This is a genomic window from Pradoshia sp., from assembly GCF_051873915.1.
Lineage (GTDB): Bacteria > Bacillota > Bacilli > Bacillales > Pradoshiaceae > Pradoshia.
Genome location: NZ_JBJEFJ010000179.1, coordinates 36,157 through 50,804, shown reverse-complemented (window position 1 = coordinate 50,804; position 14,648 = coordinate 36,157). Strand labels below are relative to the sequence as shown.

Sequence of the window (14,648 nt, the reverse complement as noted above, 5' to 3'; positions counted from 1 at the left end):
AGATCAGCTATTTGCTATACTTTATTTATACAGCATATCGTTTGTGAATAATTGAGCAATTTGCTTTATTCAAACTTTATCCAAGGTTTTTTGAACATTATTTGGCAAATTTTAAAGTCTATTTACAATAGGAATGAAGGATGCTGAAATACAGGGATGCACATCCTTAAAGGTGATGTATAACACTAACCATCCTTGCGGTTAACCTTCTCTTTTGAAGGCTTCCTATCAGGAATTAAAGAAGGGTAAGCCCTGATTATTTTTTGCTGCAGGGGACTTAATTGCAGAAGAATCTCCTCAAATTGCCGGTCTAAGTCGGTCATATCCTGCTTACATTCTTCATTGACCTCCTCCAAAAACTCTTCTTGATGAATATCTAACTCAATAAGACCATGAATGAGTTCATTCCGTGCAGTTTGGACTTGAGTTCTTGTTGTATCAATCATTTCCAGGTTACTAATATCCTCATTCAGTTTCTTGAATCCTTTTTGAATCAGATAGACAAAGACAATATAAAAAAGACTATAAATGAATAAGATTGAACATGAAAAGGGCATATCTGTGATGACATCTTTCACTCGAGGATAAACCTGCTCAGATAGAATAAGGAAACTGATTGTCCACATTAGAATCCCAAGCAATAGAATGCGTGAATTTTCCGCTGGTAAATTCGGTATCATATGAGATCGGACGAGGCGTTTAAAGGCTTCTAACAAAAGCAATGCTGAGACAATTACAGTCGATTCAACGGGCAAGGAAATTGGCTTGAAGATCAAAAATAGACAAAGAGCTAATCCATATAACGGACTAAAGAGAATGGCAGGGAGCAAGGCTGCCATGAAGGTTTTATGGTTCATTAGTTTAAACATAAATTCAATTGAAAAGCCTATTAGGCTGCACATGATGAATAGATTTGGGATGGCTAGCGCATCTTTCAGGATCATAGCTCTCCTCCTTTACAAGAAGCTTACCTTATTATTATATTAAAATAATTAAAAGAAGAAAAAAATAAGTCTCCTTCTTTCTTTGATGGTCAAACAGTTTTGAAAAAAACGGAGATAGAGTAAAATAAACTCTATAAAAGAGATTATCGATGGAAAATAGAGGAACAATAAAGAGGAGTTAAAGGAGGAGAGCGCTAAAATGAGTTTACAAGCACAAATAATTGAAGCGTTAAACGTGAAGCCAACCATCAATCCTAAAGAAGAAATTGAAAAAAGAGTGCAATTCCTGAAGGATTATTTAATGAAAACAGGTGCAAAAGGGTTCGTTCTCGGTATAAGCGGAGGGCAGGACTCCACGCTTGCGGGGCGCTTAGCTCAAATGGCCGTTGAATCCTTGCGTGAAGAAGGAACTGAAGCGACATTTGTTGCGGTACGGCTCCCTTATGGCGTTCAGCATGATGAGGATGATGCGCAAGCCGCCATACAATTCATAAAGCCAGATGAAGCATTGACTTTTAATGTCAAGCCAGCCGTTGATGCTGTAGCAGCCCAATATGAGGAGGCAGCATCAGAGCCTCTTACTGATTTCAATAAAGGGAATGCGAAGGCAAGACTTCGCATGATTGCACAATATGCTGTCGGCGGCCAGCGAGGATTGCTTGTCATTGGAACAGACCATGCAGCAGAAGCGGTAACCGGCTTCTTCACGAAATACGGAGACGGCGGTGCCGATTTGCTCCCATTAACCGGTCTATCAAAGAGACAGGGCAAGGAGCTGTTAAAGGAGCTTGGGGCTGAGGAGCGACTTTATCTTAAGGTACCAACGGCCGATTTGCTTGATCATAAGCCTCAGCAGGCAGATGAAACAGAGCTTGGAATCTCCTATGATACGATTGATGATTATTTGGAGGGAAAACAAGTCAGTTTAGAGGCTGCGAGAAAGATTGAAAATCAATATTTAAAAACGGAGCATAAGCGTCAATTACCAACATCCATGTTCGATAATTGGTGGAAATAATGTTTGTAAAATCAAGCCTGCAGTCTTTTGCCTGCAGGCTTGATTTCATTGGTGGCAGCCAGGTGAATAAAATCACTATCTCTTCCCTTTACAATATATTAAAATAATAATAATCTTAACGTTTTGGGTGGAATGATTGAGGGAAAAGGAAAAGGTAATCCAATTTTTATTGCAAATGTGACAAAAACACATGATAAACTGTAAATATGTATTCAACTTGTTACTAAATGGAAATCGTATTGCAATCCAGATTTATTAAACTATATTAGTTACATGCTTAAGAGTGAATGTACAATGTCATATAGAACTAAGGAGGGGTCGTATGAGTAATGAGAATATGTTAATTGAGAAATCTTATTATAAGACCTTTATAGATAAAGACAGTACAGTAAATCCAGTACTTGTCATAAGTGAATATGTCCTGCAGGAACAGGACCAGGATATTCCGGAGCTATCCAATCTCCGCTTTGCTCAAGGGGAGTTGTATTACCTTTACAAAGACTACGAAACGGCGATATTTAAATGGGAACAGGTGACAAATGAGCTCGAACCATGGGCAAAGAAAAATATGGCAGATGCCTATTTCGCCGTAGAGCTATATTCCACAGCGGAAGAGATGTATAAATCTATCCAATCGGATTCAATCATATTAAATACCGAGGTGGGTTTACAATTATTTACCCTTTACATAAAAACACAAAAGCTAAGCTCGGCCGATCAAACCATTAAGAAGGTTGTTCGATTGAATCCTGATGATGACCAAGTGACTTCTTTAGCCCGGAATTTCTTTGAAGAGCAAATGGATTGGGGCAGCGCAGTTGAGCTGGCTATCAATGAAGCAATGAGAACAGAATCTATTGATTGGTACAATATCCTTCAATCTTATATTGAAGATGGAGTAACAAAGAATCTGGATCCGGCTTACTTCTATCCGGCGCTGCATAAGCTTTATGACATCAATGATAAGCGTTTTGAAGGCCTCGCTGCTGCCCTATGGCACAGCTATGAAGGTGAAGCTTCTTATATGACGTGGATTCAAGGCTTCAATGACCTGCTGCAGGATCTTGAAATCTCTGAGAAGAGCTCCTACCCAGCTCTATCTGCCTTGTTCAAGGATGCTTATTTTGACCTAATTAATGGAGAGAGATCGGTTAAGTCATTAAAAGCTGTTGTTCCAAGTCTTCTTCGGAATTGGGTGCGCCTGACAGACAGGAATCAAGCCTTGCTGGCTTCTTCAAGCGTTCTTGCTTGGAATGATCACTTCCCGTCTACATTAAGTGGTGAAGATGTCGGAATAGCAGAGCATATCCTCTCAGGACTCACCTATGACCGAGATGGACTGGAGGATGGCATCCGCCTCTTTGAAACCATTGACAAATGGGCAATGGAGAATGATTTAGCTGTCAGTGAAAGACATAAATGGATCATGGATGAGATGCTCGACTTAAATGTGCAGCGTTTGATGATTGCCGGGACTAGCGGCAATGGAAAATCTGCTTTGATTCACTCCATTCTTGGAGAGGATTCATTTGACCTGCCGACTGCGGCAGCTGTGATGTATAAGTATGGTGAAGAGGAGAATGTAAGCGAGGTTACCGATTCATCCATCATTCATCTGAATGATGATGAAGTTGAAGAACGTATTACATCACGCGAATGGATGGGCGGTCCTCCGCGCATCATTGATTACAGACTGCCAAGCGCCTTCTTAAAGGATAACGGCATTGCGATTATTGACACACCAGGGTTCAGTATTGCCAATAGTAAGACTCAGGAGGTGCGCCGCTACTTGCATATGGCAGACAGTCTTCTCTTTGTTCTTGATGTGAATGATCCTTTCAGTCATAGGGAAAGAGATATTGTCCTCATGATTCAGGAGCAGGCGCCAGATTTGCCAATTCACTTCTTGCTGAATAAGATGGACCTTGTCCATAACGACCAAGAAGCTATTCGCATTGTGGATGAGGCTTGGAAGAAAATTAATCCATACTTGCCGAATGCGAAGATTTTTGCTCATTCCGCTCACTATAAGGGTGCAAGCCAGTTGAGGGATTTCACGGAATTCCTTCAGGCCAATCTTGTTCAGCCATACAAGGAAAGCCAGCGTACGATGAGGCTTCTTCATTATGTTCGTGAGACAATCTCCTCCTTGCTTGACCAAAGACTTGAGCGAGAAGAGGAATTGGTTGATTCCATACACAAGAATGAGGATCTCTTGTCTAAGCTGAAAGCAGCCTTGAATCAATTGGATGACTTAGAGAAAGAAAAGGCAGTGCTGCTTCGTCAATCGTTCAAGAAACGTAAGGAAGAAATCCGAAATGATGTGGTCGGTGCCATTCCAAAAATTCTTCAAGCGAGCAAGGACTTGCTAGCTGAAGATAGTGATTACCGGAAGATTCACATCGAACTGAATGAAAAGATGAATGTACGCGTGCAGGAGTATCTTGAAACGACCATCCTTCCAAAATACTTCTATTCCATGCAGGAATGGATTCGGGAAGCGGATGCTGAATTCAAGGAAAGTCAAAGCTTCCTGACTGAAATGGCAGATGGATTTAATGCCATCTATCAGGATGAACGCGTCAATATGGACTGTGATTTCCGTGTGCTGGATGACTGGCGCCGAGACTCAAACCGAATGACAAGCGGTGTTCAAATGGATTCTGTCAATATCCTGCTTCGCCACACACCTCAGCAATTATTGCTGAAGAGTGCGGGAGTGCTATTCGGTTCAATTGCGAACAAGAATTTGATGTACAATAAATACACAAGCTTAATTGAAACACAGGATTATACAGAAGTGGCAGAGGTCATTGCAGATAAATTCCTGCTTCAATTCGAGATGTTCGAGAAATCAATTACAAGAGATGTAGCTATGTTCTTCAGCAATCCGAAGGAAATGATGAATACATTGATTGCTGATACGAATAGCTTGATAGAGAAATATAATCGCCAGCTGGAGAAAATGCGTGCGAAACCAGAAATGTACCGAGATCCATTGAAACTATTCGAATTGCGCTTGCGCCAATATGAATGGATGGTCTTCGCCGATAGGGAATACCAGACGGTTTCTTAAAACGAAAAGTAAAGAGAAGGGGAGCTATTCCTAAGTGCGAAAAAGGCGGAAAACCATGTGGTTTTCCGCCTTTTTTTGCTGCTTCCAGGTCTTGAGCTTGGCTGCAAAGCCCAAGACCTGGAAGGCAAGCTCTCTTATTGTTCGAATGTATTGCTGCGAAGCTTAAAGAAGCGAATGAAGTTATTAATGATGACCTTTAATACAGAATAAGTCGGAATGGCAATTAAGATGCCGACAAACCCATAGAGAGAACCAGCAACAAGTAAGAGAAAAATGACGGTTAACGGATGGATGTCGAGTCGTTTCCCCATTACCTGCGGAGTGATTAAGTGTCCCTCAATTTGTTGAACAATGACCATAAGAATCAACACCTTAATAGCCATAAATGGACTGATTAGGAAGCTGCTGATCAAGGCAGGTATGATACCTATGAACGGCCCAAGAAACGGGATGACTGTCAGCAGTGTGGCAAAGATCGCGAAGACGAGTGCATTTTCTAAGCCGATGATTAAGTATCCGATATACATCATCGCTCCATCGGCGACAGCAATGATAAATTGACCAACGATATAGGTCGATAATGTCTTGTCTACTTCTGCCAGAATTCTTGCACCTTCTGCGTGGACTGACTGGGGAATATGGCGAAGGAGATACGGCTTCAATTTATGCCCATCCTTCAGGAAGTAAAAGACGATAAATGGAACGATGACAATAACGGTTAACACACTCGTAATGGTTGAAAAAATCGTAATCGCATTCGTAGAAATCTTTTGTGGAAACGCCTCCAAATAGTCTCCTGCATAATCCTTGATTTTGTCCACTGACAGGAAATCAGGTGAGCGGTCTTCTATAATACTTTTGGAGGTTTCAGCAATCGATTCGGCTCGTTCTGGTACGACATCCATAAGGTGAGATACTTGTGAAATAATCTTGGGTCCAGTTGTTTTTAGAGCGAGATAGCCTAGTCCCCCAATTAGCAGATAGATTAAGAGGATGCTGATGGCTATCGGCATGTAGCGGCTAAGCAATTGGACGACTGGCCTAAGGATGTAATAAAGCAGTCCCGCTATTAAAATGGGAAAGAATAGCGTGATAATGAATTTCTGAAAAGGCCATATGAAGTAATCAATTTTTCCGAATAAAAAAATGATGATAAGAATAAGTATTAAACCACTCGCATATTTAAAAAAAGGCTTGTTCACCCACATAAATGCTCCCCCTATATCTAGCAAATCAATGTATAAGCATCTATACCCTAATTTAACCAATTCGTACCCTTTAGGAATAGAAGATATTTTTTCTCTATTACTTTAATAGAGAAAAGCTAATTTTCAATTGCATAAATTTCCAACGAAGATTATAATAAATTTCATAGAATTTTGAAAATTTAAAAAATATATTTGAATAACGAAGGGGAGATTTCATGAAAAAGAGATTTATTATGGCATCGGTACTGGCCAGTGCTATGCTCGTCCTTGCCGCTTGCGGCACCAGTGAGGAAAAAACCTCTGGAAGCGGTAAAGGAGACGACGGAGATAAGACTTACAGGGTCGTAACAGATGCCAATTATTCGCCTTTTGAATTTCAAGAGGGCGGTAAGATTGTCGGCTTTGATGTGGATGTAGTTAAGGCAGTTGCCAAAGAAGCTGGAATCAAGGTGGAAATTGAAAATGTCGGCTGGGATCCCCTGTTCGTAGAAGTTAAGAATAAAACAGCAGATTTCGGCATGTCAGCAATCTCAATTAACGATGAACGAAAAGCAACCTATGACTTCTCTGTTCCCTACTTCCTGTCAACAAATAAGATTCTTGTGCCTGAAGGAAGCGATATCAAGTCAGCAGATGACTTGAAAGGGAAGAAGGTTGCTGTACAAACGGGTACAACGGGACATTTGGCAGTAGAGAAGATTGTTGGAAAGAAAAATGAAGACATCAGAAAATTTGAAACGACGGTATTGGCCATTATGGAAATGAAGCAAAATGGTGCTGCTGCAGTTGTCGCGGATAACGGGGTTGTTGAGGAGTATGCGAAGAATAATCCTAAGGATAAATTTGTGGTAGTAGCGGATGAGGACGCATTTGAGAATGAATACTACGGCTTGATGTTTCCAAAAGACAGCGAGCTGAAGGACAAGGTTAATGATGCATTAAAGACCATCATTGATAATGGGACCTATACGGAGATCTACAAGGAATGGTTCGGAATTGAGCCGGATGTTGAGACGTTAAAAGAGCAACAGTAACGTAATTGATGGAGTTGCGTAACATCGGGAATTTAAGGCCATGTTACGCAATTTTTAGTCTAAGGAGGATGAGGCATTGGACTTCAGATGGGATATTATTCAGGAATATTTGCCCTTTCTGCTAAAAGGGACTTTATATACAATCGGCCTTTCCATTGCAGGGATTTTAATTGGAACGGTCCTTGGTTTATTAATAGGGCTTGGAAAGATAACGAAAAGCAAGCTATTGTCGATACCGCTTAATTGTTATATTGGTTTCTTTCGCGGCACCCCGTTATTTGTCCAACTTCTATTAATCCATTTTGGGGTTGTTCCAGCTATAACCGGTGAGACAAATGTCATTTTGGCAACCATACTTGCTTTATCATTGAATTCAGCTGCCTATATTGCGGAGATTTTCCGGGCAGGGATTCAATCCATTGATACAGGTCAAATGGAGGGGGCACGCTCACTCGGAATGTCGAGCGGGCAAGCGATGCGCTATGTTATTTTGCCACAGGCGTTTAAACGCATGATTCCGCCTTTAGGTAATGAATTTGTTGTCCTTATAAAGGAATCTTCCATAGCGGCCGTTATTGCGGCCCCTGAGCTTACCTATTGGGGAAGGGCGATGGCAAGCCAGTACTTCCGCGTCTGGGAGCCATATCTTGCCTCAGCTTTTATCTATCTCATTCTTACGCTTTCTTTGAGCTATCTGTTAAACAAAATGGAAAGAAGGCTTGATACGAAATGATTGTCGTCGAGAATTTGAAAAAATCATTCGGAGATAACGAGGTTTTAAAGGATATCAGCATAACTATCAAACAAAAAGAGGTCGTAGTGGTAATCGGTCCGTCCGGGTCCGGGAAGTCCACTTTCCTGCGGTGCTTGAATCTACTTGAGGCCATCTCAGGCGGGCATGTTCGTATTAATGGGATAGACCTCGCTGATAAGAAAATAGACATCAATAAGGTCCGTCAAAAGACAGGCATGGTTTTTCAGCACTTTAATCTTTTTCCTCATAAAACCGTTCTTGAGAACTTGATGCTTGCCCCGACAAAGGTCAAAAAGGTATCAGCAGAGCAAGCGAAGGAAAAGGCACTGGAATTACTCAAGAAGGTCGGTCTATCAGAAAAAGCAAATGCCTATCCTGATTCTTTGTCAGGAGGACAGAAGCAGAGGGTTGCCATCGCCCGTGCTTTAGCGATGGAGCCGGAAATCATGCTGTTTGATGAGCCGACATCTGCACTGGATCCAGAGATGGTTGGTGAGGTGCTTGAGGTCATGAAGCAATTGGCAAGCGAGGGGATGACGATGGTCGTTGTCACACATGAGATGGGGTTTGCAAAGGAAGTAGGAGACCGCGTTATATTCATGGATGAAGGATATATCGTGGAGCAAAATGAACCGAAGGAACTTTTCGCAAATCCGCAGCATGAAAGGACGAAACTGTTCTTAAGCAAGGTGCTCTAAGGAGGAATAAAGAGGGAGATTGGCGTGGCCATCTCCCTTTTCTTATTTTTCCAGTAAATCTTTGCCGCGTGTCAATTTCTCAAATTGCTCCATTTCAGCAGGGGTATCTTCTGTGTCCTTTACATGATAAGGATTCTTGCTCATTCCGTGTCCGGGATAAAAATTGCTGACGGCAACCCCCATATTATAGGCTTTAGGGTCATTGATGATATTTTCGTGATTAGCATCGGGATTGATCTCTGGGTTGGTATGAGTATTGTCGCTTCTTCTTGGCATGTTCCCATCCTCCTCTTGATTTTGCTATTTACTATTCCATTTCAATGATTATTTATTCAAATGAATAGAGGAATTGGGCAAACACGACAGTAGCATAATAAGTAAAGGAGAATTATTTTGAGGTTGATAGTAGAATCCCGTCTCTCAACATTCCAGGCGGTGTTTACTTCTGCGGGATTAGCGGACAGGGAAGACCTAGCAGCTGCCATGAAGAACGAGAGAAGGTTCCCCGACCACCCCTTTGGTTTCACCAGCCTGCCACGTAAATCAATACTAAAGAATAACAGAGCCTTTGTATTATTAGTACCTTATGGTATTTTTAATATATAGATTATAGCGCTTATGGGTTGGAGAGGATTGTCCTATGGAAATGATTGATTCGATCTTTTGGATACTATTGATTGTCATCAATTTAATATTTGCGATTACAATCACCTTCTTGGAGCGCCGTAATGTGAGCGCTTCTTGGGCATGGCTGATGGTATTGACGTTTATCCCAATCGGCGGCTTCATCCTCTATATCATTCTTGGCCAGAATTTGAGCAAGAGGAGAATCTTTACATGGGATAAGAGAGGGTATGAGGCGATTGAGCGCGGGATACATCAGCAAAAACACCATTTGCGTGATGGGGTTGCTCCCTTTAATACATATTTAACACAGAAGTATAAAGACTTAATTATGATGAATATGACAACAGATCATTCTCTTTATACGCGGAATAATGAACTTGAAATCTTCACTGATGGGAAGGACAAATTTGATTCATTATTTAAAGACATTGCCGCTGCAAAGAAGAATATTCATGTTCTCTACTACATTATCCAAAATGATGTCTACGGCAACCGTCTGCTTGAGGCATTGACGGAGAAGGCGAAGGAGGGAGTTGAAGTTCGGCTCCTGTATGATGATGCCGGTTCGAGAAGAATATCAAAAAAACGAGTTAAAAAGCTTATTGAGGCAGGAGGCAGTGCCTATGCTTTCTTCCCCGGGAAATTATCTATCATAAATTTGCGCATTAACTTCCGTAATCACCGGAAGATTGTCGTTATTGATAAAGAAGTAGGTTATATCGGGGGATTTAATGTCGGAGAAGAGTATTTAGGGTTAAACCCTCGCTTTGGCTATTGGCGTGACACTCATCTTCGTATTAAAGGAAATGCCGTGAATGACCTGCAGGTTCGTTTCCTTTTGGACTGGGCGCAAGCTTCAGGTGAGAAAATGGAATGGACCGATGATTATTTCTTATATACAGATGAGAGGAAGGATGAGGGGGTCGGTTTGCAAATCGTGACCTCTGGACCGGATTCTTCATGGGAACAGATAAAGAACAGCTATATTCGAATGATTTTGGATGCGAAGGAGTATGTGTATATTCAAACGCCGTACTTCATTCCGGACGATAGTGTCCTTGATGCCATACGTATTGCTTCTGTATCGGGCGTTGATGTCAGGGTTATGATTCCTGATAAGCCCGACCACTTGTTTGTTTATTGGGCTACCTATTCATATGTCGGGGAAGTGCTGAAGGCTGGAGCAAAGGTTTATCTTTATGGGAATGGATTCCTGCATGCCAAGACGATGGTTATTGATGATTGCCTCGCGACAGTGGGAACGGCCAATATCGATGTGCGCAGCTTCAGGCTGAATTTTGAAGTGAATGCGATTATCTATCATGAGAATTCTGCTGTTAATTTGCGGAATACATTTGAGGAGGACTTGATGGAGAGTATCGAATTGACGCCTGAGGTATACAATAATCGTACACTTTATATTCGATTTAAAGAATCCATCTCCCGTTTATTGTCCCCTGTATTGTAATATCTGATAGAAAGAGGAAAGACGCTGACGCAAGTTAGTGTCTTTTTGTCTGTCATATAAAGTATAATGGAAAGTAATACTGTATTGTTATGACAATGTGACCATTTAAATAAAGCAGGTATTATTCGACAAATGAGAGAGGGTGGTTGGATGAGCGAAGATGAAAAAAAAGTGAGCCGAATGAGTTTTTCCAAACGGCTGACTGTTGGCTTCGGGCTAATGCTGGCAATAAGTATTATCGTGCTTAGTATCATAGCTGGCCGTTTGAACAGCTCACGTGAAGATATGCTTGAAATCGTAAATGATCGCTATCAGAAAGTCAGCTATACGAATGATATTCAGAAGAACTTTTTGGGTATGCAGGCATCTTTAGCTTTAGCTGAATCACAGACGGATGCAGAGAAGGTCAATCAAACTCTTGATCAGATTAATCAATATCATATTATGATAGAAGACCGATATTCTAAGCTCCAATCAATGGCGAACACCGAAAAAGGGGAAGAACTGCTGGCTGAGTTTAAGGCCATGTATGATATTTACACCCAGAACGAAAGCCAGGTTCTCACTGAGATGGGAAGAGGTTCAACAAATGATTATAATGGACTGATGAGGAGTCTCGCAGATTCTGGGGAAAATTTAGTTCCCGTAATCACGGAATTTATTACTTTCCAAGAAGACTTGATGGATGATGCGCTTTTACGTGCTCAGGAAAAATATGATCAAATGGAGATAATTGTCGGAATGGCAATTATTCTATCCTTATTATTAACAAGTCTTATTGCCTACTGGGTTATTCGTTCGACAACGAAAGAGCTGAATGAAATCACTGATGTCATCAGCAAGGTCGATTTACGCGATACAACGTCCATGCCGAGACTGAGAGTTAGAACGGAAGATGAAATTGGCCGTATTGCGATAGCGTTTAATAATATGTCTGCTTCACTTGAGAGCTATTCCCGCAATGAAAAAGAATATACGAAGAAGATTACTGACCAGAACTGGATTCAGACACAGCTAGCTGAGGTAGCAGAGATGAATCAAGGCATCTTTCAGGTTAATGAATTGGCCGATCGTTTAGTATCCAAGCTAACACCAATGCTTGGTGCATCCATTGGAGCTGTCTATTTGAAGCAAAAAGACAATGATGAGCCAATCTTCCGCCGGGTCGCTTCCTATGGAAATGGCGGCAGGGAGCAATTTAAGATGGGAGAGGGAATTGTTGGACAGGCAGCCATTGATAAAAAGGTTGTCCTCATTGAGGATGTACCTGAGAATTATCAGCTGATCAAGACAGGACTTGGTGATGTACGCCCCAAAGCCATCTTAATTGCCCCAGTTCTATATGAAAGAGATACGATTGCCGTATTGGAATTTGCCAGTATGAAGGGCTTTAGTGAGCTTGAATATCAAGCCTTAATCCAAATGGTTGAAACATTGGGCATGGCCATTCACAGTGTACTGAGCCGTATGGAGATTGAAAGATTACTAAGTGATTCTCAGGCTATGACAGAGGAGCTCCAAGTGCAAGCAGAGGAGCTGCAGTCTCAATCAGAGGAATTACAAATGCAATCAGAGGAACTGCGCATGATCAACGAGCAGCTTGAAGAACGCAGCCAGGAGGCTGAACAAAAATCAAGAGAGCTGGAATTCTCGAAAGAAGAACTTGAGGCGAAGAACGAACAGCTTCTGCAAAGCTCGAAATATAAATCTGAGTTTCTCGCTAATATGTCTCATGAGCTTCGTACCCCGCTGAACAGCATCTTGATTCTATCTGAAATGCTTTCAGAGAAACAGAATGGTGAGTATACAGAGGAAGAAAGAGAGTTTGCAAAGGTTATTTATACATCAGGCAATGATTTGATGTTATTGATTAATGATATTCTCGATCTCTCCAAGATAGAGGCCGGAAAGCTTGAAGTCTTCTTCAATGAAGCTAATATCCGCGAGATTGTCGAAACACTTGAAAGATCATTCCTGCCGATGGCTGAGCAGAAGGGGCTTACCTTTAATGTGGAAATTGAGCAGGACCTCCCTTCTATTTTCTATACAGATGAACAGCGAATGCAGCAAATCATCAAAAATTTACTTTCCAATGCTGTTAAATTTACCGATAAGGGTGCCGTTACATTAAAGCTTGAAAAGGTGAAAAATACGAAGGAAAAAGAAGCACTGAATCAAAATGTCCAATCTGATTTCTGGATGAAAATCGTTGTGTCTGATACTGGACTCGGCATTGCTTCAGAAAAGCAGGAATTAATCTTCGAGGCATTCCAACAGGCAGACGGTGCTACAGCCCGCAAATATGGCGGAACAGGACTTGGATTATCCATTTGCCGCGAGTTTGCGAAATTGCTGGGCGGATTTATTACGCTTGAGAGCAGGGAGCATGAGGGCAGCGTGTTTACTGTGTATTTGCCGAATCTTCCAGAGGGTATGCAAAAAGACCAAACGAACGATATGATCCATTTGCCAATACCAAATGAAGTGTTAGAGCAAGTGGCCGTTCATAAGGAAGAGACGGACGAGATAGCTGCAGCAGCTGCTGAGATTGAAGCGGAAGAAGAGCTTCTAGATGTCTTTAAGGGCAAACGAGTCCTTATCACGGATGATGACCACCGCAATATTTTTGCCCTTAAGAATGCGTTAGAAAGCAAAGGGGTGGAAATAGTCGTTGCTGAGAATGGGATCGAATGCTTGAATTTGCTGCAAGTGGAAAAAGAGCTGGATATGATTCTGATGGATATTATGATGCCGGAGCTTGATGGCTATGAAACCATGCGTCATATTCGATCCAATCCTGAATTTATATCTATCCCAATCATTGCATTGACTGCTAAGGCGATGAAAGGCGACCGTGAGAAATGTCTTGAAGCCGGAGCGACGGATTATATTAGCAAACCAATTAATTTGGAACAATTATTCTCCGTGATGCGTGTTTGGCTGACGAAGTAGGTGAAGGGAGTTGCAGGGGCTAGTGGGCTATCGGAGAACGCCGACCTCAGAAGAAGAACTAGTAGATTTAGAAATTGATTTATTATTAGAAGCCATCTATAGAATGACTGGTTATGATTTCCGTGAATATATGCGTTCATCCATTAAACGAAGGATTGAAAACCGCCTGAATCGGGACCGTTTATCAACCGTATCTGATTTATTGAAGAAGGTCATTCATGAGGATGGATATGTAACGAACCTTCTTAATGATTTTTCGATTAATGTGACTGATATGTTCCGAGATCCAGAATTCTTCTACACCTTCCGGAAGAAGATTGTTCCAAAGATCAAGGACCTTCCGGAGATTAGAATCTGGCATGCAGGCTGTTCGACAGGAGAAGAGGTCTATTCAATGGCCATCCTCTTAAAGGAGGAGGGGCTTTTGGACAAGGCTAAGATCTATGCGACCGATATGAATGAGAAGGTAATTGCGAAGGCAAGACAAGGAGCATTCTCGTTGAAAAGGATGCAGGCCTATACGAAGAATTACTTGCAGGCAGGAGGAAAAGCTGCATTCTCTGAATACTATAATACGGATTTTCAATATGCTCATTTCCATCCATACTTGTCGAAGAATATCGTTTTTGCTCAGCATAACCTTGTAACTGATGGGTCATTTAATGAGTTTCATGTGATTATTTGCCGGAATGTCATTATTTATTTCAATATGGAACTGCAGGAGAAGGTTTTCCGTCTCTTTAGTGATTCTCTAAGTGAAGACGGATTTATTGGTCTTGGCAATAAAGAATCGTTAAAGATCATGGAGATGAGCAATTCTTTCATTGAAATTGACAGTGCACAGCGATTATATCAGAAGAAATAAACGA

At 41.5% G+C, this 14,648-nt stretch carries 11 protein-coding genes; 8 read left to right on the top strand and 3 right to left on the bottom strand.

From position 1 onward, the window contains the following. Positions 1-185: 185 nt before the first annotated feature. Positions 186-944: a hypothetical protein gene (locus tag ACI35L_RS15730; protein ID WP_049672104.1), complete on the bottom strand. Its 759-nt coding sequence runs from the start codon at positions 942-944 to the stop codon at positions 186-188. Positions 945-1,143: 199 nt separating this feature from the next. On the opposite strand from ACI35L_RS15730, the gene nadE reads away from it, so the two are divergent. Together nadE and ACI35L_RS15720 are read left to right on the top strand one after the other, a co-directional pair. Beyond that, a complete protein-coding gene (gene nadE, locus ACI35L_RS15725; RefSeq protein ID WP_049672103.1) occupies positions 1,144-1,962 on the top strand; it encodes an ammonia-dependent NAD(+) synthetase in 819 nt (272 codons plus the stop codon). Between the two features lie 322 nt (positions 1,963-2,284). Then, on the top strand, positions 2,285-5,038 hold the full coding sequence (locus ACI35L_RS15720; protein ID WP_049672102.1) for a dynamin family protein: 2,754 nt from the start codon (positions 2,285-2,287) through the stop codon (positions 5,036-5,038). Between the two features lie 134 nt (positions 5,039-5,172). Here the strand turns inward: ACI35L_RS15720 and ACI35L_RS15715 are convergent, their stop codons facing one another. Beyond that, the gene (locus ACI35L_RS15715; protein WP_439803271.1) at positions 5,173-6,246 is read right to left on the bottom strand and encodes an AI-2E family transporter; all 1,074 of its coding nucleotides are present in this window, start codon (positions 6,244-6,246) and stop codon (positions 5,173-5,175) included. Positions 6,247-6,461: 215 nt separating this feature from the next. Here ACI35L_RS15715 and ACI35L_RS15710 point away from each other — a divergent pair, with 215 nt between their 5' ends. The 3 genes from ACI35L_RS15710 (at position 6,462) to ACI35L_RS15700 (ending at position 8,732) form a co-directional block, all read left to right on the top strand. Next, positions 6,462-7,280 carry a basic amino acid ABC transporter substrate-binding protein gene (locus ACI35L_RS15710; protein ID WP_049672100.1) on the top strand — a complete coding sequence of 273 codons (819 nt, stop codon included), beginning with the start codon at positions 6,462-6,464 and terminating at the stop codon, positions 7,278-7,280. Positions 7,281-7,356: 76 nt separating this feature from the next. After that, positions 7,357-8,013: an amino acid ABC transporter permease gene (locus ACI35L_RS15705; RefSeq protein WP_049672099.1), complete on the top strand. Its 657-nt coding sequence runs from the start codon at positions 7,357-7,359 to the stop codon at positions 8,011-8,013. Further along, entirely contained in the window at positions 8,010-8,732 is a 723-nt protein-coding gene (locus tag ACI35L_RS15700; RefSeq protein WP_049672098.1) for an amino acid ABC transporter ATP-binding protein, read from the top strand. The genes ACI35L_RS15705 and ACI35L_RS15700 overlap by 4 nt, the downstream gene beginning before the upstream one ends. Positions 8,733-8,774: 42 nt before the next feature. Here ACI35L_RS15700 and ACI35L_RS15695 read toward each other — a convergent pair whose 3' ends face one another. Continuing rightward, positions 8,775-9,008: a hypothetical protein gene (locus ACI35L_RS15695; RefSeq protein WP_049672097.1), complete on the bottom strand. Its 234-nt coding sequence runs from the start codon at positions 9,006-9,008 to the stop codon at positions 8,775-8,777. A 370-nt stretch (positions 9,009-9,378) separates the two neighbouring features. On the opposite strand from ACI35L_RS15695, the gene cls reads away from it, so the two are divergent. The 3 genes from cls to ACI35L_RS15680 all read left to right on the top strand — a co-directional run bounded on the left by cls (position 9,379) and on the right by ACI35L_RS15680 (position 14,644). Further along, a complete protein-coding gene (cls, locus tag ACI35L_RS15690) occupies positions 9,379-10,827 on the top strand; it encodes a cardiolipin synthase (RefSeq protein WP_049673039.1) in 1,449 nt (482 codons plus the stop codon). A 150-nt stretch (positions 10,828-10,977) separates the two neighbouring features. Next, positions 10,978-13,779, top strand: a complete 2,802-nt coding sequence (locus ACI35L_RS15685; RefSeq protein WP_053103778.1) for a response regulator — start codon at positions 10,978-10,980, stop codon at positions 13,777-13,779. Between the two features lie 22 nt (positions 13,780-13,801). Next, positions 13,802-14,644, top strand: a complete 843-nt coding sequence (locus ACI35L_RS15680; RefSeq protein ID WP_049672095.1) for a CheR family methyltransferase — start codon at positions 13,802-13,804, stop codon at positions 14,642-14,644. The last annotated feature ends 4 nt before the right edge of the window (positions 14,645-14,648 follow it).

Excerpts from the sequence above, each read along its gene's own strand:
- ACI35L_RS15730 (WP_049672104.1), bottom strand. The coding sequence starts at position 944 with ATGATCCTGAAAGATGCGCTAGCCATCCCAAATCTATTCATCATGTGC.
- nadE (WP_049672103.1), top strand. The coding sequence starts at position 1,144 with ATGAGTTTACAAGCACAAATAATTGAAGCGTTAAACGTGAAGCCAACC.
- ACI35L_RS15720 (WP_049672102.1), top strand. The coding sequence starts at position 2,285 with ATGAGTAATGAGAATATGTTAATTGAGAAATCTTATTATAAGACCTTT.
- ACI35L_RS15715 (WP_439803271.1), bottom strand. The coding sequence starts at position 6,246 with ATGTGGGTGAACAAGCCTTTTTTTAAATATGCGAGTGGTTTAATACTT.
- ACI35L_RS15710 (WP_049672100.1), top strand. The coding sequence starts at position 6,462 with ATGAAAAAGAGATTTATTATGGCATCGGTACTGGCCAGTGCTATGCTC.
- ACI35L_RS15700 (WP_049672098.1), top strand. The coding sequence starts at position 8,010 with ATGATTGTCGTCGAGAATTTGAAAAAATCATTCGGAGATAACGAGGTT.
- ACI35L_RS15695 (WP_049672097.1), bottom strand. The coding sequence starts at position 9,008 with ATGCCAAGAAGAAGCGACAATACTCATACCAACCCAGAGATCAATCCC.
- cls (WP_049673039.1), top strand. The coding sequence starts at position 9,379 with ATGATTGATTCGATCTTTTGGATACTATTGATTGTCATCAATTTAATA.
- ACI35L_RS15685 (WP_053103778.1), top strand. The coding sequence starts at position 10,978 with ATGAGCGAAGATGAAAAAAAAGTGAGCCGAATGAGTTTTTCCAAACGG.